Below are 20,602 nucleotides of genomic sequence, written 5' to 3' on the forward strand. Positions count from 1 at the left end.
GAGTGGTAGGTGTTTTTGCGTTATTTATTATTCCGATCAACTCAATCCTGATAGTACAGTCGGAACAGGATATCCTGGTTGTAGTTACCGAATCCCTCACCATACAAGGTCAGACCGCCCACATGCTGGGCATCTTCCTCCACCGAAAGACGCAAGGTCCATTGGTTTCGTTCTACCGGAATATCTGAAAGTGTGATCTCGGACAAGTGCTGTCCATCGATAAACGTACCTTCATTCGTAATTCGCAGCACCTTGAGCATGCCGTATTGATTGACACTGTCACTCCACCATTCCGGGGTGAACATGCCGCGTCCGTTGCCTGAATCTCCGGGGCTTGTCCATTCTCCCAATCGGATGCCATTGAGCATAAAGGTAATATCCGAGGGCCAATTCGGATTAACTGAAGGGGCTTCTGACCCTATTTCGAGTGATAATTCAATGGCATTGATCTGTTGTCCGGATAAGATATAGTTTGGAATTTTGTACTCCACGAATCCACGGCCAAACCATAGAATATGGGCGTGCATCCGCTCGGGGTCGAGGAAATAGCGAGGGTCATCGTACTGTCCAATAACCTGAGTGGATGTAGCCAGACCACATGTGGGATAGACGTCAAAATGAGTGTAGTGCCCCACAGGTACAGAAACCTCATGGAGCTTGCGGGATGTGCCGGTTTCCTGAGGCATCGAGATGCCAATCCAGTCTACAGCAAGGCTGTTCATTTTATGTGTGCCGCCGTCTTTGCGTATCATTTTGGACTGAATAATGCCCACATCCTGAAGTTTGCGGACATGCATGGTTACGATAGCACTACTCAAACCGAGTGAAGCAGCGAGGTCTTTCACATTCATGGGTGTCTCTGCAACAAGGCGGATGATCTGTAGACGGACCTCACTGGCAAGTGCTTCATATAGGGGTAGCCATTCGGCATCAGTATTTGCTCTAATCACAAGTGTTCCTCCATTTTTGTGTATAGAATTAAGTTAAACATAAATTCAGTGAAAAGAATAATATTTTGCAAAATTCCTGTTGAAATTAACGCTATAATCGATTTTAATATAAATATGAACGTTGATCCATAGAATATCAATTAATTTTTATATTAATCTTAGGGAGTTGAAATTCATTATGGAAAAAGCAAAAATGACGGTAGACAAAGATTTTACAATTGGAGTAGTTGATAAGCGTTTATACGGTTCATTCATTGAGCATCTCGGACGTGCCGTGTACGGTGGAATATATGAGCCTGGACACGCATCTGCGAACGAACAGGGTTTTCGCACGGATGTGCTGGAGATGGTTAAGGAGCTGCAAGTACCGATTGTACGTTATCCTGGGGGTAATTTTGTATCCGGTTACAATTGGGAAGATTCGGTTGGACCGGTGTCTGAACGCAAACGCAGATTGGAACTGGCCTGGAGAACGATTGAGACCAATGAATTTGGCTTCAACGAATTCGTGGATTGGGCGAAACAGGCCAATTCTGAAGTGATGATGGCGGTCAATCTGGGAACACGTGGTACGGATGCAGCGCGTAACATTGTGGAATACAGCAACCATCCGGAAGGTTCGTACTATAGTGATCTTCGTATCAAGCATGGATACAAGCAGCCTCATGCGATCAAAACATGGTGTCTGGGCAACGAGATGGATGGTCCGTGGCAGATTGGTCACAAAACGGCAGATGAGTATGGACGGTTAGCTGTTGAAGCGGCAAAAGTCATGAAGTGGACGGACCCGACGATTGAGCTGGTAGCCTGCGGAAGTTCGAACCTGAATATGCCATCGTTCCCGGAATGGGAAGCAACGGTGCTGGATCATACGTATGATCACGTGGAGTATCTGTCTCTGCATCAGTACTACGGCAACCAGGAGCAGGATACGCCAACCTTCCTGGCACGCTCGCTTGAAATGGATCGTTTTATCGACACCGTGAAGGCGACCTGTGATTACATCAAAGCGAAGAAGCGTAGCAAGAAGACGATGTATCTGTCCTTTGACGAGTGGAATGTATGGTATCACTCCAATGAAAATGATTCGAAGATGGACCCGTGGCAGATTGCTCCACCACAGCTGGAAGATATCTACAACCACGAGGATGCACTGCTTGTCGGCTGTATGCTTATCAGCATGCTGAAACATGCGGATCGGGTTAAAATGGCATGTTTGGCACAACTGGTTAACGTAATTGCACCAATCATGACAGATACGGGCGGTGGCTCGTGGAGACAGACGATCTTCTATCCATTCATGCATACGTCCCTCTTCGGACGTGGAACAGCATTGGTGCCATTGATCCAGTCTCCAAAATACGATACCAAACAAATCACAGATGTTCCTTATCTGGAAGCTATTGCGGTTCATAACGAAGAGCAAGGTGAAGTGACCGTATTCGCAGTCAACCGTCATCTGGAAGAATCCCTTCCGCTCGAAGTGGACCTGCGGAGCTTCGGGAAGTGTACCGTAATCGAGCATATCGTGCTGGAAAGTGATGATCTCAAAGCAACGAATACAGCCGCACAACCGAACCGCGTCGCTCCTCATAATCGTGGAGGTGCAGTTGTATCCGATACTCTGATTTCGGCGAGCTTGGCAAAAGCATCATGGAACGTGATTCGTTTGAAAGTGCAGTAAGGGATTAGGAAAAAGGGATGGGATACGTGGGAGCGCAATGGCAGGCATGATGCCCGAGAGGGAAGCCAGCAGATCAGTGTGTTCCTTCAATCAAAAAAGCTGGGTGCGAGTTCATCGCATCCAGCTTTTTCGTTGTATTTTATAGGATAAGGGAAGGAGTAGGGGACATGAGTGATGATGTGGTAGACAAGGTAGCATGTAAGTAAGGTAACGGCGTGTATTGAAAATACAGTACACAGTCCTCGTGCATACTCGCTAACGAATCTAGGACACCTTATTGTGCCGATTATCGTTATAGTAGAAATTTAACGAATCGGAGACACGTTATTCTGGCAAAAAGACGGATGAATCGCGGGAAAAGCAAGCCCAGAGCGGAAATAAGGTGTCTAGGATTCGTTAGAATATTAGAGTATCCCAAAACAGACTAATAGCGTGTGCTGAGTTCGTTACAATCAACCCACCTGTGTGAAAGGTTATTTCTCTTCCGCTTTGCTTCCGCATTAAAAATTAAAATTCAAAACTCTCGCCGTTGCGTGGAATGAGCACCTGACCATCCAACTGCTCGGAAGCCAGAGAAGTAGCGAGATCCGTGCGAGACACCACACAATGGTTAATTGCATCCATGTGTACAGCGATGATATGAGCAGACGGCGCATGGCGCTTCACGGCGACAACGTCAGGCCCGTCCATCGTAATGGGATCACCCTCCACGAAGCGCGCACCTCCGGCATTCACGACAATGACTTCAGGCGAATATTGGCGGATGGCCTCAGCAGGTTCTTCACACCAGATGGTATCCCCCGCAATATAGGTGACAGGTTCTCCATCTGCTTCAAGTACAAAACCGGATACGTTGCCCATACGTTTGCCGATTTCACCTGTGCCGTGCTGTCCCGATGTACGGGCAAATCGGACAGAGTGATGCTCATGCTTTTCATCTACAGCCGTTACATCCGTGAATCCAGCCTCCAGAAATACGTTCTCGTCCCCAGGCTGGCAGATCAAAGGAATGTCTTTACGGAGTTGCTTCGCCGCTGCTTCATCCCAGTGGTCCAGATGGGTGTGTGTGACAATCAACAGATCCGGATTCAGATAGTCCGTTTCGGTTTCAGGCAGACCGATGCTTGGATTACGTAACTCATTCGGTGTGTTTGGAAATGCAGGCATGACATCAGCGTCCATCAACATGGGATCAACGAGGATGTTCAGCCCTCCGTATTCAAGCCAGAGTGTAGCATGGCGAATCAATTGAATTTTCATTATATTTGCACTCCTTCGGGTTGTTGAATAGTATTACCCTATATGGTATACAACCCGTTTAACGGCGTACATAACATGATGAATGGAATTAGGCCACACTAATTTCACCGTGAAAGGATTGCTGAAGCAAGATGAATGAAATGATAGATGACACAGATATACGCATTTTGCAGATCCTGATTCGGGATGCCAAACGTTCTCACAAAGAGATCGGTGAAGAGGTTCACCTCACAGGACAGGCCGTTGGTGCAAGAGTGCGCAAGCTGCAAGATCTGGGTGTGATCGAAGGGTACACTGTAAAATGGAACCCGGAACGTCTTGGGCTCGGCCTTCAGGCCTTTGTCACGGTTTTTCTGAACTCCGGCGACAGACACGCCGCCTTTCGTACATTTATCGCTGGACGTAAGGACATCGTTGAAGTCCATCGCGTTAGTGGAGAGGGCTGTTATCTGATGCGGGTACAGACCGGAACCACAGAGCAGCTTGGCGAACTGCTTGAAGCCTTGCTGCCTTACGGCAATTACAAAGTCAGCCTGTCCATAGGTGTAGAGAAATCGCAGTGATGTGTGGGCAGCGTGTACTCATCCATCCCGATCCTCAACGAGCTTGCTGCTGTTCCTGCAAAGTTCTCTGAAGCAAAGCCACCGCCTGGTTCAGTTCTTTTTTGCTGAGCAGGTGGTCGGTCTGAACGTGAGATCGCGTGCCATCCTTAAGATACAGGACAAACATGGGCGAAGCAGACAGGAGCCACTTGCTGCGGGCAGGTGAGGCGAGTTCAACTTTGCGAATCAGGCTCCATGGAATCTTCCGTTTGCCAGTACTTATAGACTCATCATCCCAAGACAACAAAACAGCGGGGGTTCTGGTTAGTCGTGACAGGAACATGAAGAACAACGGCCCGATCAACCACATACCAAGTACAGCTGCGATAGAATAATATATGGTCTCCAGTCTTTCGGCTTGTCCATCCACGATGATCCACAATAAGCTCACGCACAAGAGAAGGAACAGGAAGCATAAACTTCCTTTCCTTAGAGCCGTGCTGCGTCGGTAACGAATGTACTGGTTATCATGCTCGGGTGTTTCGGGTTGTTGCATAGATCCTCCTCCTAATCAACATTGCTGCTCGCTATGCAAACGTGCCGCCTGCATAAGCAGAGCGGCATGTTCAACGTTCTTTGTTTACTATAACTCAGGTTCATTACCCTGATATAGCTGAATTTTTACCTGCATCACGTGCATGGGTGTACAAGTCGGCATACACGCCTTTGGCTGCGATCAGTTCCTGGTGTGGGCCTTCCTCCACAATCTCACCATTTTCCATCACCAGAATTCGATCGGCATGCATCACCGTGGACAGACGATGGGCAATGACAATGGTGGTGCGTCCCTGGGATACCGATTCCAGCGCCTGCTGCACAAGTTGTTCGGTGTGTGAGTCCAGATTGGCGGTTGCTTCATCCAGGATGAGCACTCGAGGCTGGAACACCACGATCCGGGCAAATGAGATCAACTGCCGCTCCCCGGCAGAAAGACCGCTTCCTCGTTCGGATAGATGCGTATCATACCCTTGCGGCAAACGTGAAATCATCGCATGTGCCCCGACAAACCGGCAGGCCTCAATCGCCTGCTCTCGCGTAATATCCTCACGAAACATTCGCACATTATCAATGATGGAACCGGAGAATAGAAAGGGTTCCTGTTGAATCAGACCCACGATACGATGAAGCTTAGCCTGCGGCAGATGCCGGATATCGGTACCATCAATCTCAATACTGCCCTTGTCTACATCATAGAAGCGATTGAGCAGGGAGATCAGTGTACTTTTGCCAGCGCCTGTTGTGCCCACGATACCTACCATTTCACCCGGATAGAGGTGCAGGTTCATCTGCTGGATCAACGGCCGATCTGCCCGATAACCGAACGACACATCATTAAAATCAATCTGGCCCATCACACTCTGAGGTTCCATTGATGACGCCCGTTCGGGTGTGGGATCGGCAACCTCAGGCCGCGTATTCAGAATGTTCCAGATGCGATCCATCGAAACGGTAGTAGACTGGAACGTATTCCACTGCATCGTAATCTGGTTAATCGGTTGAAAGAATTGGCGAATATAGCTTATAAACGCGTACAGTACCCCAACTTGCAGGGACTCACCCAGTACGGCGCGACCTCCAAGCCAGACCATCATGACCAGAGCCGCATTGCCAAGGATATCAAACGTCCGGTTGAATATGACATTGGAGCGGGCTTGAGCGATGTTGGCTTTCAGATGGAGTGCATTCTGTTCCGAGAAACGTTTCTTCTGTTCTTCTTCCTGGTGAAAAGCTTGAATCAGGAACATGCCGGACAGGTTCTCCGCCGTAAAAGCGATCAAACGGGAAAGACGCGTACGTGCATTTTGATATGCTTTCCGCAGTCGACTACGGAATAACACCGCAACAACCGCAATGACAGGCAGAACGATCAGGGAGTAACTCGCCAGCACCGGATCAAGTTGGAACATAAAGACGATAATCAGCACCAGCATCATGCCATCTCGAATCAGACTGAGCAGTACTTGGGTGAAGAAGCTGCTGATGGTTTCCGTATCACTGGATACGTTCGTGACCAGACTGCCGATATGAAAACGGTCAAAGAAGGACATGGACATTTTGGAGATATGCTTGAACAGGTCCTTTCGGATCCGGGATACAATGTTCTGGCCCACGTGCTGCAACAGATTATTCTGGATATAGGTAAAAATAAAACTGATGACAGCCAGCCCGAGAAAGATGGCTGCGAGCTGAACGAGAAAGCCGACACTGGTCTGGCCTATGGCCAGATGATCATCGATGGCGATTTTCACCAGATAGGGTTGCAGCAGATCTGCCGATATGCCAAGCAGTGAGCAGAAGAAGATACCGGCAAAAGCCCATTTATGAGGTTTGGCGTATGCCATCATGGCCTTAAACGAAGTTCGTTTACTCTGATCGGCCTCTTCATCTGGGCGAAGTTCAGCGTTAGCGTTAGACATGATGTAATCCCTCCTCCTGCAAACGGTAGGTTGCCGCATATAACCCCTTGGCAGCCATCAGCTGAGCATGTGTTCCCTGTTCAGCAACTCGTCCTTCATCCAGAACGATAATATGGTCCGCATGACGGACCGCACTGATGCGATGAGAGATGATTAACGTTGTTTTGTCTTTGCCGATGTCACGCAGGCTGCGCAGAATCCCACTTTCTGTGACGGCATCAACGGCGCTCATGCTGTCATCCAGGATGAGAAGCTGCGCCTTTTTGATCAATCCCCTCGCCAGACTTGTACGTTGCCGTTGTCCACCTGATAACGTGAGTCCTCGTTCGCCAAGCAGGGTATCGAAGCGGTCGGGAAAACGGACAATATTATCATAGATCATGGCTTGCCTTGCACTATGCTCCACTGTATCCAACGATACTTCCCGGTCGCTAAATGCGATGTTATCCCGGATGGTGGTGCTAAACAGGAATCCATCCTGAGGGACGTAGGCGATGCGTGATCTCAGGCTTTCAAGGGACAATTGCCGAATGTCTGTACCATTGATGCGGATTGTTCCTTCAGGTGGTTCATATGTACGCAGCAATAGCTTAACGAGGGTGCTTTTCCCTGAGCCGGTCTTGCCTACAATCCCAACCGTTCGCCCGGCACGGATATTCAGTTGAATGTTTTTGAGAGCAGGAGATGAACTGCCAGGATAGGAGAAGGTTAGATTCTCCATGGTGATCTCTTGTACGGTTTGGAGTGCTGTAGCTTCAGGAAGCTCACGCACATCTGCTACTTCGCTCAGCAGGTCATTCACTCGCTCCAGGGATGCGCCCGAGCGCTGAACGGTATTAATGACATTACCGATCTGCTGAAGTGGTCCCATGATGATGCGCAGATATAACGTCAAGGCGACAAAACTTCCAAGTGTGATGGAATTCTGCATGGTCATAATACCTCCGACAAGCAGAGAAACGACCAATGAGATGGCTCCCAGCAGCGGGAGCAATGCTTGAAACAAGGAAGACAGACGAACGAGCCGAAGCTGTTTGCTCTTGATCGCATCGACGGTGGTGCCAAAGCGTGCACGAGCACTGTCCTCAATAGCAAACGTCTTGGTTACGCGAATGCCGCCCAACTGTTCTTCTGCGGATTCCGTCATGGTTGCAAGAGCTTCCTGTACGTCACGAGAGCGTTTGCGAATCCGTGGACCGAAAAACACGACCAGAAATGGAATCGCCAGTAAGGGTACAACACTGATCAAAATGAGCGTCAATGGAATCCCGCTAAGCAGCATCATGACAATGCAGGACAGTAGCAGGAAGGTGGCATTGGTCATGAGTGTCACACCGTTGGATATGGCTTCACGGACGGAAGTCACATCATTCATGACATAACTGAGCAGTTTTCCGTTTCCCTGTTTGGAGAAATAATGCTCGCTAAGTTCGGAAAACTTACTGAATATACGCTCACGCGTCATGAATTCAAAGCGTCGACCAAGCTTCATAATCATGAATTGTCCGGTACCGAACAGCAGATTATACCCGATGGCAATAGCCAGAAGGGACAGGCTGTACCTGACGACGGTCTGCATCTGAAGCGTATTCTGCATCAACTGGTCCGTGAAACTGCCCAGTATGCGGGGCAAGGATGCCTGCCCGATATTGGAGGCAATAATTAGAAGAATAGCAACCAGATAGACAGGCCAGTTCGACACAACATAACCGCGAAGTAATCCTTTCTTGGACATAAGCGTTGTTCTCCTTTTGGTATAGGTGAAGTCAGTTCAGCAGGTGGAGTCAAGAAAAGGGCCGACACCTGTTATTAGCGCGTCGTGCCCTCTTACTGTATGCGATCTGGTTTGCAGTTTATCCGTCATCCGATGGATTTCTCTATTCTTATTTTTGCGCTAATCCGAATCGATGTCAACGAAGTCAGTTAGCAAACCGTAGGCGGATCCGATTATCTACGTCAGAGAAGAGCTGTATGCCGTGTTCCCGTGGTGTATTCACCATTTGTCGAAATTACTGAAACATTTTCCAAGGGTATCCCGTCTGTAGGAATGAAGAGGTAAAAAATAGGCTTTACTAATCATTATGGAGGTGCCAGGAAATGAAACATAAAAAAGGATTGGCTGCAACACTTGCGCTCTGCGTTTCTTTGACAGCAGGAGGTGCATCGGTACTCGCTTTTTCAGATGTGAAGGATGAAGGGCAGAAGTCGGTTGTGGATTCTTTGAAATCAAAAGGTATTGTTAACGGAGTAACGGCGGATCTGTTCCGTCCAGATCTCGCATTGTCCGAGCCACAGGGTGTTCAACTGATTGTGAATGCATTTGGTCTGAAAAATGCATACGCTGCATCTTCCGCTCAGGATAAAATTAGTCCAGACACTTGGTATGCTGATGCTGTTCAAGCGGCTACGCAAAATGGATTGTCCGTTCCGGTAGAAGTGAATCCGCAGGGTAAGATGACACGCGAGCAATTTGTTATTTTGCTTCATGAAGGTATTAACACAACCGGGACTTATCCGGTCATCATGAAGTATAATCTTGTTAAGGACGAAAATAAAATCGGTAAGGACGCCATATCTGCAGTCCAGAACTTGCTGAACATGAACATCATTGAACTGGATAAGGACGGTAACTTCCGTCCAGATCAGTCGCTTACCCGTATGGAGGCTGCAAGCATGATCTTCAATGCACTTGAATTTGTGGATAAACACGGCAACGGCGGCTCAGCAGAGCCAGCTCCAACCAATCCAGGTGAAGGCCAGCAAGCGATTGTACCTGAAGTGACAACGACGAAGGTTGATGACAAAACAACCAAAGTTAAACTCAGTGCTGAAATGCCACACCCTGGTTATGGATTGAAGATTGATGATGTAAAATTGGAGAAGGATGGACGTGCTATCGTGCTCTATTCCATTATTCAACCTGATCCGGACATGATGTATCCGATGGTCATTACAAATGTGACTGCAGAAGCGGATATCCCCACAGGCTATACGGCAGAAGCTCAGCCTTCTGGCAAGTAATCTATTCTTCTGAACAGAATATAGCTTAACTTAAAACCCACCCTTCATGCGTGCATGGAGGATGGGTTTTTTAGTTGAAGTGAAAAGCTGTACCTAGGCTTTCAACTGCTAAGAATGCGGAGCGAATTCATCTCCGTCAAGTTGCAAGATAACTGCTATTTTTTTATGATAAATTAAGTTACATCACATGAAGTGTAATGGGTTAATTATGTCATGTTAATTAACAAAAATATTCTCGTATTTGAAGTGTGAAAGCAATGTTTGTTTAGGTTATAACGCCAATTCGAGTTACCCGAGTGGCTTTTTTTATGGGCTTTTCCCAAAAATCTTAAGAAACTCGGCTGCTACGCCTTGTGCAAAAACTACATATAAGGCTCCGTATTTCCAGTGTTTACAAGCGTTTATGCATCCTGTAGTCAAAGATAAAAACAACATATATACGAAAGAGGGAGGAGAATTATAGAATAAAGGCACGCAATTACATTCTTGTAATATGCGATATATGTATGATAGATAATATAACATTAGAGTTTGGCGATTTTATCGTCTTTCTCTGGAGTAAGATGCTTTTAGACATGAATACCATGTCCAATAAGTATATGTGGGTTTTGACATTAAGCCTGTTTTCTAACTTCTGTTTAAATTTTACATCTTTCCAAGTCCATGTGATGAAACTCAAATTGACATCTGTAGGAGGAAAAGAGTCAAATTCTACATGTTTTACATCCCCCAAATGACAATGACAAGCTGGAAACAAAAGTGTAAACCCCCGTTTTAACAGTATATTCCGTGATTTTAGAAGTGAGATTGAAAATGGCATATTTACGGATTCGCAAATGAACCATAAACTCGGTATGTAAGCGTTACCAATTGAGTGGGAAGGCCGGAGTTTCATTAGAAAAGGAGGAAACAACTGATGCAGCCAAATGGGAAGCCCGCCTTGTCGCAAAACTTAGCGGTAAACACGATTCCGAACAGCAAGAAAAATAAATTATGGAGAAGGATGATTCGGAACTGGGAGTTGTATCTGTTTATCGCACCAGCCTTTCTATACTTTCTGATATTCCATTATGGTCCGATGTATGGCATACAAATCGCTTTCAAAAACTTTATCCCTACACTTGGTGTCACGGGAAGCCCATGGGTCGGATTCGATCATTTCATCCGGTTCTTTAATTCTTATTATTTCTGGGATCTACTATGGAATACCCTTAGCATCAGCTTGTATGAGCTGGCTATAGGTTTTCCGCTGCCGATCATTCTTGCGTTAGCTTTCAATGAAGTAAAGGATTCCTTCTTCAAGCGTACCGTGCAGACCGTCACGTATGCACCACATTTCATTTCGGTCGTTGTGATGTCGGGGATGATCATTACCTTTTTGTCCCCCTCGTCAGGCATGATTGTTAATTTGGTGGAGGCCCTTGGATTTCAGGCACCTCAATTTCTGACGGACCCTGCGTGGTTCAAGACAGTGTATGTGCTGTCAGGCGTCTGGCAGAGTGCAGGCTGGGGTACCATCATATATCTTGCCGCCCTTTCGGGTGTGGACCCGCAACTGCATGAAGCAGCTGTGGTGGATGGTGCGAGCCGGTTCAAACGGATTTTGCATATTAACATTCCAGCGATCATTCCTACGATTACCATTTTGTTAATTCTGAATATGGGCAGTATTCTTGGCGTTGGATTCGAGAAAATCTTGCTGTTGCAAAATCCGCTTAACATGGGCTCGTCCGATGTCATCTCGACATTCGTCTATCGGTCAGGTCTGGTCGATGCGCAGTACAGTTTCTCTACGGCGGTGGGATTGTTCAACTCCGTAGTTAATGCAATTCTGCTCATTACCGTGAATCAGATTGCACGTCGCACCAGTGAAAACAGCCTGTGGTAAAAGGAGGGGAAAACACATGTCAACCGCAGTGAAAGAAAGCAGAAGCGATAAATTATTCTTATTGTGCAATTACATCTATCTGACGGTAGCGCTCGTCATTGTGTTGTATCCGCTGCTATACATCATCAGTGCTTCAATCAGTGATCCCAAATACGTAAGCTCCGGTGAGATGTGGCTGCTTCCGAAAGGGATAACGTTTGAAGGCTATGCCCGGGTGTTTGAGAACACCAACATCTGGATTGGGTACAAAAATACAATTATCTACACCGTCGTAGGTACGATCGTCAACCTGATTGTCACCCTACCAGCAGCCTATGCGCTTAGTCGCTCGGATTTTGTGGGACGAGGTTTCTTCATGGCAATGTTTATGGTAACGATGTTCTTCAGCGGAGGGCTTGTCCCGAGTTACTTGTTGGTTAAGGATCTTGGCATGGTGAACAGTATGTGGGCGCTTATTCTGCCAGGAGCTGCATCCATCTGGAATATTATCGTATGCCGTACGTTCTTCCAATCGACCATTCCCAAGGAACTGCAGGAAGCGGCGCATATTGATGGGTGTACCAACACCCGGTTGTTCATCAAAATCGTGCTCCCGCTTTCCATGCCAATCATTGCAGTGATGGCGCTTTTCTACGGAGTTGGACACTGGAACAGCTATTTCAGTGCCATGATCTATATGAACGATTCCTCCAAGTATCCGTTGCAGCTCTTTCTGCGCCAGATTCTGGTGCTTCAGGAAATGGCGGCTCAAGGGGGAGGGGCGATTGATACCTCATCAGCAACGGCGATGAATACCAAAGCGGAGATTGCTGCGTTGGTTAAATATGCCGTCATTATTGTTGCCACACTACCGGTCATTGCGGTATATCCATTTCTCCAGCGTTACTTTGTCCAGGGTGTTATGATCGGTTCCGTTAAGGGATGATCTTAATCCATATACCACATTAAACAAGGGGAGTTGTTGTCATGAAAAAGCTTCACAAGGCTTCATCCATTACACTCTGTCTCACCTTATTCGCAACATTGCTTGCAGCTTGTGGTTCAACCAATGAAGACGGAAGCTCAACCTCCAAGGTTGAGGGGGTCAAAAAAGAAGGCTTCCCCATTGTAGATGAAACGCTAACGTTGAAGGTTATGTCCCAGGATGCGGGTGTAGCTGATTGGAGCACGATGCCTGTGCTGCAAGAAATGGAGAAACTGTCAGGCATCAAGCTCGAATACCAGCTTTCACCGATCGACAGCTTTGAAACGAAGAAAAATCTGGTTTTCGCGAGCGGGGACTTGCCGGATATGTTCTACGCTGCAGATCTCAAACCAGCCGAGCAGGTAACTTATGGAAGCCAGGGTATTCTGATCCCGTTGGAAAAATACATTGACGAAGGTTATGCACCCAATATCAAAAAGATCCTCGATGAGAACCCGGATGTCCGTAAATCATTTACAACGCCTGATGGGCATATGTATGCACTGCCATTCATTGACACGGCGGCTGTGTGGTACAGAGGCCCGATGTGGTACAACGGGGAATTCCTAAAGGCGCTTAATGTAGATGAGCCCAAGACTACGGAAGAATTGTATACGTATCTTAAACGTGTAAAAGAAGAAGATCCTAATGGCAATGGCCAGCAAGATGAAATTCCGCTTACTTCTGTAAAACTGGATGATCTTCGCATGTTTTTCTTCGGCTTCTGGGGAATGTACAACGAAGGGATCTATTCCGATAAAGACGGAAAAGTTCACTATCCTTATCAAGAAGAAGGTTACAAAGGTTATCTGACATTCATGAACCGCTTGTGGAAGGAAGATTTACTGGATCATGAGACCTTCTCACAAACAGGCGATCAGAAGAAAGCAAAAGGTGAAAGCAACAAACTTGCTCTGTTCAACGATTACCATCCGTACTTCACGCTCGGAGGTGAACCTAGCACGGAACATCCGCTGATGACGCCAGTGAAGAGTGAGGTTGCAGACTCTCCTGTATACGGTAAGCATCCGGGTATGTCGGCTCGCGGTACCTTTGCTATTACGAGCAGCAACCCGTCCCCTGAGGCGACGATGCGCTGGATCGACTATATATACAGTTACGAAGGAGCGACCCTGTTCAATCAAGGTCCTGAAGGCGTGCTGTGGCAATTCAAAGACAAGGAAAATCACGTAAAAGAGTGGCTCCCTGTTCCTGGCGGCGGTGATCGTGAGGAGTACCGGGGTAAAATCACGCCGAACTTTGGTATCTTGACACCGGGCATTAATGATCCGGATGTAGCGAAAGGGCTTCGCACCGAATTTGATGAGTGGATTGACCAGCAAAATCAAGAGAAGTTGGTACCTATCGGAAAAGCTCCATTTCCTAACGTTTATCTGACGAATGAAGAACAAAGCGAAGCGACGGCCTTACTGTCTGATCTGGATACGTACGTTAAGCAGATGGAAGCGAAGTTTGTAACAGGCCAGGAACCGCTTGATAACTGGGATAAGTACATTGCACAGATGAAGAAGATGGGGAGCGATCGTATCATCGAACTGTATCAGGGGGCATACGATCGCTGGAATACCGGCCAATAATCTTAAGATTTTTCATAGATAAGGACTCTCGAAAGAGGTGTGGGCAGATATGCAGAAATGGTTTGCAGAAGCCAAACTGGGGATATTCATCCACTATGGCATCTATGCTGTAGATGGGGTTGCGGAATCCTGGTCCTTCTATAATGGAAGGGTATCCTATGAAGAATATATGAAGCAGTTAAATGGATTTACGGCATCGGCATTCAATGCGGATAAGTGGGCGGACTTGATTGAAAAGTCTGGAGCCCGCTATGCGGTGCTGACAACGAAGCATCATGATGGCGTTGCATTATGGGATACGCAGTATAGTGACCTCAATGTCGTCAAACAGACACCCGCGAATCGGGATATCGTGAGGGAATATGCAGAAGCGATTCGGGAGAAGGGCATTCATCTGGGGATGTACTTTTCGCTGATCGATTGGTCGCACCCGGATTATCCCAGCGTATATGAAGGTGGAAAAGTACCGGAGGATCTCAGCAGTGTCAACCGGCATTCAAGTCCTGTGGACGGCGTTCAGGATCAGGAGAAATGGCAGAAGTTCCTGCAATTTAATAACCATCAACTGGAAGAGATTTTGACGAATTACGGAAAAGTGGATCTGCTGTGGTTCGATGGGGACTGGGAACGAAGTGCCGAGCAGTGGAATCTGCCGGAGTTCAAGCATTACCTGCAATCCTTCAACCCGGATATCATCATCAACTCCCGTCTGCAGGGTTATGGGGATTACAAGACGCCGGAGCAGGGCATTCCGATTACGAGACCTGAGGGACCCTGGGAATTCTGTACCACGATCAACACATCTTGGGGTTATGTGCCAACAGATCATAAATATAAATCCCTTAATCAGATCATTCGAATGTTCTGTGACTGTATTTCGATGGGCGGCAATATGTTGCTGGATATCGGCCCGCGTGAAGATGGGACCATCGATCAGAGGCAGGAGGACATCCTGCTTGGGCTGGGAACATGGATTCGAACCCATGAGGAGGCTGTTTTCGGGACGGGAGAAGGTATTATGCCTCGCTATTATTTGGGGGGAAGCACCGTATCAGAGGACAGAAAGTCATTATACCTATTTGTGTATGACGAGCCAAAAGAGAATGTGTGCATCAAAGGTCTCTGCAATGAGATCAAGAAAATTACCGTGCTACATTCGGACAAAGAGCTTGATCATGAGATTCATGGGGGCGTGCCTTGGTTCAATATCCCGGGGACAACGTGGATCAAGATGACCCCGGAGGACACGCATGAACAGGTGACCGTTCTTAAGCTCGAATTCGATGAGCAGCTAGAAATGTACGGCGGATCTGGAGCCGTTGTTACCCATAACTAACCATTACGGGGAGGGTGTGTGCTGATAGATGCATGCCCTCCCTTACGAATTGGAGAGAGCGACATGAACAGAAGTGGAGTACCGGAACCCAGGATTGAGTATGCTCCCAAACATTATATATGCAAGCGTGCGCAGGAACCGCTGGTGTTAGACGGCCGTGTGGATAAGGCATTTTGGGATGCGGCCCATTGGACAGATGATTTCGTTGATATCGAAGGGGATCTTCGTCCGAAGCCCGGGAAACAGACACGGGTCAAAATGCTGTGGGATGACGACTATTTCTATTTTGCTGCCGAGCTGATTGAAGATCAGATATGGGCTACGTTGACCGAGCGTGATTCCGTTATTTTCTATGACAATGACTTTGAGATTTTTATCGATCCCGACGGGGATTCCCATCAATATTATGAGTTCGAGATCAATGCACTCAATACGGTATGGGACCTGCTATTGGTGAAGCCGTATCGGGATGGCGGACCTCCGGTCAATGGGTGGGATATCAGCGGTCTTAAGACAGCCGTACATATCGATGGAAAGCTGAACACACCTGGAGCCGATAACCGAAAATGGAGCGTCGAGGTCGCAATTCCCTGGACCAGTCTACAGGAGTGCGCCGAAGGAAAACGTCCGCCTGCGCCGGGTGAGTTCTGGCGCGTCAACTTCTCACGCGTGGAGTGGCAGACCGAGGTGCAGGGCGACGAGTACCGCAAGGTGCTGAATCCAGATACGGGCAAACCTTATCCGGAAGACAACTGGGTTTGGTCACCTATGGGCATTATCAACATGCATTACCCGGAGTTGTGGGGCTATGTCGTATTCTCGGATGAGGGAACCGGTCAGTCATTTGAATTGCCGGAAGACGAGCGAATTAAATGGGAGCTTCGAAGGCTCTATTACCGAGAACGCAATTATTATGAAACCCATGGTGAATTTACACAGAATTTGAAGCTGCTTATGGGTGAGGAATCATTGATTTGCCAGCCTGTAATTGAAACAACCCGTAGCCTATTCCAGATTAGTACGCCATCCTCGGACGGCACCACCTTAATCTGTATTCGGGAAGACGGAAAGCTGTGGAAGGAGTGAGAGGACAATGACCAGCCAAACCTTGGTATTTTCCCTTGATGCACAGTCATTGGAGAAGATCGAGCAGAAGTTCCAGGAGAAGGTACGTTTTGCAGAGGCCCGCAAATCGGAGTTGTTTCATATCTTTCAGCAAGAGCTAACCGAAGAAGAGACATGGGCATTGAAGTATGTGTATGCCTACATGCCGGTAAACGACATGGCTGATTATAACGGGGACCTGTTCTTGAGCCATGTGCGCCAGGCTTTGGATATCCGCAAACGTGTACCTTGGGGAGCACGCGTTCCTGATCATCTGTTCCTTCATTTTGTGTTACCCTATCGGATAAATACAGAAAATATTGAAGATTTTCGCGGCTTGATATATGACGAATTAGCCGAGCGGACAGCGGAGTTATCCATGGCTGATGCCATTTTGGACACCAATTACTGGTGTCATGAAAAAGCGACCTATATCGGTAGCGATCTGCGCACGATATCACCGCTGACGATGATCCGGAATGCTCGTGGCCGATGTGGCGAAGAATCCACGTTGGCGGTGGCCGCTCTTCGCAGTATCGGTATACCTGCTCGTCAGGTCTACACGCCGCGCTGGGCGCACTGTGACAGTAATCATGCCTGGGTAGAAGCTTGGGCAGATGGTCAATGGTACTACATCGGGGCATGCGAGCCGGAAGCCCGTCTGAATCAAGGGTGGTTCAGCCCACCAGCCCGCAGGGCCATGCTAATTAATACGAGGATCTATGCCGACTATCCCGGACCAGAGGATATTACGCTCTCCGAGAAGGGATTTACCGAAATCAATTTGCTTGAGAATTATGCGCCGACGCGGGTCATTGGTGTGAAGGTGAAAAATGAGCAGGGAGAGCCTGTACCCGGAGCGAGTGTCCGTTTTGAGTTGTACAATTCGGCTGAATTCTATCCGATTGCCGAAATTAGCACGGACGCACAAGGGGAGGCTGCTTTTAAGACAGGTGATGGTGACCTTTTGATTCGTGCGGTCAGCGGCGGCAAGTGGAGTGAAATCCTATTCAAGACTCGGGAAAGCGAGCTTGTAGAGCTTGTATTGGACTCGTCAGAACAGCCCACAGGGATCACAGATTTTGATATGGTTCCTCCTCCGGAAGGGGAGGGAGAGGTTGTGATTGCATTACCGGAAGAGAAGAACCAGATTCACAATCGTCGTCTGGAGGAGGGGGCGCAGAACCGGAGCGAGTATGAGGACACATTCCTGAGTGAGGAGGAAGCGGTCTCGCTGGCTAAAGTGGTTGGACTGCCCTCGGTACGTATATGGGCTATTCTCCAGAAAGCAAGGGGGAACAGTCGTGAAATTGCAGCTTTCCTAGAGGAACGTTCCAATTCATACGGTGAATGGCCGCTCCGGTTGCTGGAGTCGATGAATGAAAAAGATTTAATTGATACCTTTCGCCAGACGCTGGATGATCATCTAGTCGGTGCGCTCTCGCAACAAGGATCATGGTCTGAAGATACGTTCGTGAGATACATCCTGTGTCCGCGGATTTCCTATGAGATGTTGGTTCCTTATCGAGGCGTATTCCAGAATGCCTTTTCGGCAGAGGAGGTAGTGACGTTCAGGGAAAATCCTGCGACGCTTGCCCGAATGCTGGAACAGCAATACGAATACTATGAAGATCTTCCTAATCTAAAAGGCAAAGGGAATCCAGTAGGGACGTTTAGTCTAATGAAGGGGGACTCTCAGTCACTGGATATTTTGTTTGTGGATGTATGTCGCAGCTTAGGTATTCCGGCACGATTACATCCGAGTGCACAGAAACCACAGTTCCTAAGTGACAGAGGCTGGGAGGATGCGTTTAGTCTCACATCAATTCAAACTAAGGAGAGCACAAGCTGGGGAATGCTCCAACTTCGTAGGGATATAACGGCTCCGCAGGATACACCTGCAGCATCCTATTTCGAGAACTTTTCGTTTGCCCGTTTGGAAGAAGGTGTTTACAAGACACTGATTTATCCTTATGGCAGTACAGATGTCTATAGCGAGCCATATGAGGTTGAACCTGGCGCTTATCGCTTAACGACAGGCATTCGCTTGAAAGATGGAACGGTAAAAGTGCGCTTCGTTTACTTTACCGTGAACACCGGAGATACAACGGAGGTTGTATTGACTTATCGCGAGACTGAGGTTGATATTCCTGTACTGGGTCAACTGGCACCGGGAAGCATACTGACCCGTCTGAATGGTTCAGAGGTAGAGCTAGAGGAACTTCTGGGATCGGAGGGTGCCATTGCTGCCTGGATTGAACCGGAGCGTGAACCTACCAAACATCTGCTTCGTGAACTTTGCGAGCTGGCAGAGCCACTGGATAAGCTGGGTGTACCCATCGTACTCATGATCGGAGATGTGGAATGGAACGCTGCCTTTGACCCTGCTGGTTATCCAAAGCTGCCTGTACGCACGGTTTTTGTACGAGATTCCAGTTATGCTTCCTTGTCGGGTTTCATTTCAAAGCCTGCGGCTCACGAAGCGGGCTATCCACATCTGTTCGTGCTGGATACTCAGCATCAAATTCGGTATTCGGCTTCCGGGTACAAGATCGGTACAGGGAAGGAAGCCCTGCAGATTGCTGCTGCCATATCTCAATCATGGGACGGATCGGAGTGAAGAGAGTGACGAAGTATATTGCTGTAGGTTATGCCGTGGATTCAGTTCTTCCCAACATGACACATGAGGATCTGTTGAAGTTAACTCATCTGAACGTAGCCTTCGGACATGTTAAGAATGATGAGATCACCACCGAGCATTTAAAGAACGGTCACGTTATCCGGAACATGAAGCGGGAGCATCCAAATCTTACGGTACTGCTGTCTGTTGGCGGATGGAGCGCTGGCGGTTTCTCAGAGGCTGCCTCAACCCGGGCGGGGAGGGACAGCATGGCTGCATCGGCGGTCCGGGTGCTGGAGGAATATCCTTTTGACGGGATCGATCTGGACTGGGAGTATCCTTGTTATGGTGAAGCTGGTATCACATCCAGTCCTGATGATAAACGGAATTTCACCTTGTTACTCAAGACGATGCGGGAGTCACTGGATGCCAAGGGAGCCGAGGATGGTCGTCATTATCTGCTCACCATTGCGGCAGGGGCTGACCAATACTACGTGGACGGTACAGAGATGGCTGAGGTGCAGCATTACCTGGATTACGTGCAGTTGATGACCTATGACATGCGCGGCGGTTTTCAGATTCTGACCGGACATCATACGAATCTATACACGCCAACAGGAGATTTGTTTCGAATCAGTACGGATGCTTCCGTGAACCTGTTTGTTCGCGCTGGCGTTCCGAAGGAGAAAATTGTGATCGGTGCTGCGTTCTATTCCCGGATCTGGACTGAAGTTCCTGATCGAAACCACGGGCTCCATCAAATGGCTGGCAGCACAGGCGGCTATGGTCCGTCGTATGCAGAGCTGGAAGCGAAGTACATCAACAAGAATGGTTACATCCGTTATTGGGATGAAGAAGCCTGTGCACCGTTTCTGTTTAATGGGTCCAGCCTCATATCGTATGATGATGAAGAGTCGATCCAATGCAAATGTGATTACGTAAAGGATCGAGGTCTGGCCGGGATCATGTTCTGGGAGTACGGCTGTGATCCGACCCACCGTCTGCTGGGTGCGGTACATCAAGGGCTTCAAGATACACCTGCTGGGAGAATCGGATAAGGCTGCGGGCAGCGACGAATCAGATTATGTCTACGGACTAAAAACATACGAAGGAGCCGTCCTATACGTCATGTGCATGACGTATAGGACGGCTCCTTGT

The 20,602-nt window shown here is 48.0% G+C and carries 15 protein-coding genes; 10 read left to right on the forward strand and 5 right to left on the reverse strand.

Annotation, left to right across the window (positions count from 1 at the left end; genetic code table 11):
• Nucleotides 1–41 precede the first annotated feature (41 nt).
• Nucleotides 42–950, reverse strand: coding sequence for an ArsR family transcriptional regulator (locus NYE45_RS05755; RefSeq protein ID WP_340015986.1), 909 nt, complete (start codon nucleotides 948–950; stop codon nucleotides 42–44).
• Between the two features lie 178 nt (nucleotides 951–1,128).
• On the opposite strand from NYE45_RS05755, the gene NYE45_RS05760 reads away from it, so the two are divergent.
• Nucleotides 1,129–2,634, forward strand: a complete 1,506-nt coding sequence (locus tag NYE45_RS05760; protein ID WP_340015987.1) for an alpha-N-arabinofuranosidase — start codon at nucleotides 1,129–1,131, stop codon at nucleotides 2,632–2,634.
• A 507-nt stretch (nucleotides 2,635–3,141) separates the two neighbouring features.
• Here NYE45_RS05760 and NYE45_RS05765 read toward each other — a convergent pair.
• The gene (locus tag NYE45_RS05765) at nucleotides 3,142–3,894 is read right to left on the reverse strand and encodes an MBL fold metallo-hydrolase (protein WP_340015988.1); all 753 of its coding nucleotides are present in this window, start codon (nucleotides 3,892–3,894) and stop codon (nucleotides 3,142–3,144) included.
• Nucleotides 3,895–4,025: 131 nt separating this feature from the next.
• Here NYE45_RS05765 and NYE45_RS05770 point away from each other — a divergent pair, with 131 nt between their 5' ends.
• Nucleotides 4,026–4,457, forward strand: coding sequence for an Lrp/AsnC family transcriptional regulator (locus NYE45_RS05770; protein ID WP_340015989.1), 432 nt, complete (start codon nucleotides 4,026–4,028; stop codon nucleotides 4,455–4,457).
• Between the two features lie 34 nt (nucleotides 4,458–4,491).
• Here the strand turns inward: NYE45_RS05770 and NYE45_RS05775 are convergent, their stop codons facing one another.
• From NYE45_RS05775 to NYE45_RS05785, 3 genes are all read right to left on the reverse strand, one after another.
• Nucleotides 4,492–4,992, reverse strand: a complete 501-nt coding sequence (locus tag NYE45_RS05775) for a hypothetical protein (RefSeq protein WP_340015990.1) — start codon at nucleotides 4,990–4,992, stop codon at nucleotides 4,492–4,494.
• A 103-nt stretch (nucleotides 4,993–5,095) separates the two neighbouring features.
• Nucleotides 5,096–6,913, reverse strand: a complete 1,818-nt coding sequence (locus NYE45_RS05780; RefSeq protein ID WP_340015991.1) for an ABC transporter ATP-binding protein — start codon at nucleotides 6,911–6,913, stop codon at nucleotides 5,096–5,098.
• Complete coding sequence (locus NYE45_RS05785) at nucleotides 6,906–8,648, reverse strand: ABC transporter ATP-binding protein (RefSeq protein WP_340015992.1); 1,743 nt, start codon at nucleotides 8,646–8,648, stop codon at nucleotides 6,906–6,908. The genes NYE45_RS05780 and NYE45_RS05785 overlap by 8 nt, the downstream gene beginning before the upstream one ends.
• A 362-nt stretch (nucleotides 8,649–9,010) precedes the next feature.
• Between NYE45_RS05785 and NYE45_RS05790 the strand changes: the two genes are divergently transcribed.
• From NYE45_RS05790 to NYE45_RS05825, 8 genes are all read left to right on the forward strand, one after another.
• Nucleotides 9,011–9,934 carry an S-layer homology domain-containing protein gene (locus tag NYE45_RS05790; RefSeq protein ID WP_340015993.1) on the forward strand — a complete coding sequence of 308 codons (924 nt, stop codon included), beginning with the start codon at nucleotides 9,011–9,013 and terminating at the stop codon, nucleotides 9,932–9,934.
• A gap of 916 nt (nucleotides 9,935–10,850) precedes the next feature.
• Nucleotides 10,851–11,822 carry an ABC transporter permease subunit gene (locus tag NYE45_RS05795; RefSeq protein ID WP_062832973.1) on the forward strand — a complete coding sequence of 324 codons (972 nt, stop codon included), beginning with the start codon at nucleotides 10,851–10,853 and terminating at the stop codon, nucleotides 11,820–11,822.
• A 16-nt stretch (nucleotides 11,823–11,838) separates the two neighbouring features.
• A complete protein-coding gene (locus NYE45_RS05800) occupies nucleotides 11,839–12,747 on the forward strand; it encodes a carbohydrate ABC transporter permease (RefSeq protein ID WP_340015994.1) in 909 nt (302 codons plus the stop codon).
• A gap of 41 nt (nucleotides 12,748–12,788) precedes the next feature.
• The gene (locus NYE45_RS05805) at nucleotides 12,789–14,384 is read left to right on the forward strand and encodes an extracellular solute-binding protein (protein ID WP_340015995.1); all 1,596 of its coding nucleotides are present in this window, start codon (nucleotides 12,789–12,791) and stop codon (nucleotides 14,382–14,384) included.
• Nucleotides 14,385–14,433: 49 nt separating this feature from the next.
• Nucleotides 14,434–15,720: an alpha-L-fucosidase gene (locus tag NYE45_RS05810; RefSeq protein WP_340015996.1), complete on the forward strand. Its 1,287-nt coding sequence runs from the start codon at nucleotides 14,434–14,436 to the stop codon at nucleotides 15,718–15,720.
• A 63-nt stretch (nucleotides 15,721–15,783) separates the two neighbouring features.
• Nucleotides 15,784–16,806: a carbohydrate-binding family 9-like protein gene (locus tag NYE45_RS05815; RefSeq protein ID WP_340015997.1), complete on the forward strand. Its 1,023-nt coding sequence runs from the start codon at nucleotides 15,784–15,786 to the stop codon at nucleotides 16,804–16,806.
• A 7-nt stretch (nucleotides 16,807–16,813) separates the two neighbouring features.
• Nucleotides 16,814–19,444: a transglutaminase domain-containing protein gene (locus NYE45_RS05820; RefSeq protein WP_340015998.1), complete on the forward strand. Its 2,631-nt coding sequence runs from the start codon at nucleotides 16,814–16,816 to the stop codon at nucleotides 19,442–19,444.
• Nucleotides 19,445–19,449: 5 nt separating this feature from the next.
• Entirely contained in the window at nucleotides 19,450–20,502 is a 1,053-nt protein-coding gene (locus tag NYE45_RS05825; RefSeq protein WP_340017316.1) for a glycoside hydrolase family 18 protein, read from the forward strand.
• Nucleotides 20,503–20,602 lie beyond the last annotated feature (100 nt).

Source organism: Paenibacillus sp. FSL K6-1318 (assembly GCF_037976905.1).
Lineage (GTDB): Bacteria > Bacillota > Bacilli > Paenibacillales > Paenibacillaceae > Paenibacillus > Paenibacillus amylolyticus_A.

What these genes read in the sequence shown, in the direction of transcription:
- NYE45_RS05760 (WP_340015987.1), top strand. Translation starts at nt 1,129, where the DNA reads ATGGAAAAAGCAAAAATGACGGTAGACAAAGATTTTACAATTGGAGTA.
- NYE45_RS05765 (WP_340015988.1), bottom strand. Translation starts at nt 3,894, where the DNA reads ATGAAAATTCAATTGATTCGCCATGCTACACTCTGGCTTGAATACGGA.
- NYE45_RS05770 (WP_340015989.1), top strand. Translation starts at nt 4,026, where the DNA reads ATGAATGAAATGATAGATGACACAGATATACGCATTTTGCAGATCCTG.
- NYE45_RS05775 (WP_340015990.1), bottom strand. Translation starts at nt 4,992, where the DNA reads ATGCAACAACCCGAAACACCCGAGCATGATAACCAGTACATTCGTTAC.
- NYE45_RS05780 (WP_340015991.1), bottom strand. Translation starts at nt 6,913, where the DNA reads ATGTCTAACGCTAACGCTGAACTTCGCCCAGATGAAGAGGCCGATCAG.
- NYE45_RS05785 (WP_340015992.1), bottom strand. Translation starts at nt 8,648, where the DNA reads ATGTCCAAGAAAGGATTACTTCGCGGTTATGTTGTGTCGAACTGGCCT.
- NYE45_RS05790 (WP_340015993.1), top strand. Translation starts at nt 9,011, where the DNA reads ATGAAACATAAAAAAGGATTGGCTGCAACACTTGCGCTCTGCGTTTCT.
- NYE45_RS05795 (WP_062832973.1), top strand. Translation starts at nt 10,851, where the DNA reads ATGCAGCCAAATGGGAAGCCCGCCTTGTCGCAAAACTTAGCGGTAAAC.
- NYE45_RS05800 (WP_340015994.1), top strand. Translation starts at nt 11,839, where the DNA reads ATGTCAACCGCAGTGAAAGAAAGCAGAAGCGATAAATTATTCTTATTG.
- NYE45_RS05805 (WP_340015995.1), top strand. Translation starts at nt 12,789, where the DNA reads ATGAAAAAGCTTCACAAGGCTTCATCCATTACACTCTGTCTCACCTTA.
- NYE45_RS05810 (WP_340015996.1), top strand. Translation starts at nt 14,434, where the DNA reads ATGCAGAAATGGTTTGCAGAAGCCAAACTGGGGATATTCATCCACTAT.
- NYE45_RS05815 (WP_340015997.1), top strand. Translation starts at nt 15,784, where the DNA reads ATGAACAGAAGTGGAGTACCGGAACCCAGGATTGAGTATGCTCCCAAA.
- NYE45_RS05820 (WP_340015998.1), top strand. Translation starts at nt 16,814, where the DNA reads ATGACCAGCCAAACCTTGGTATTTTCCCTTGATGCACAGTCATTGGAG.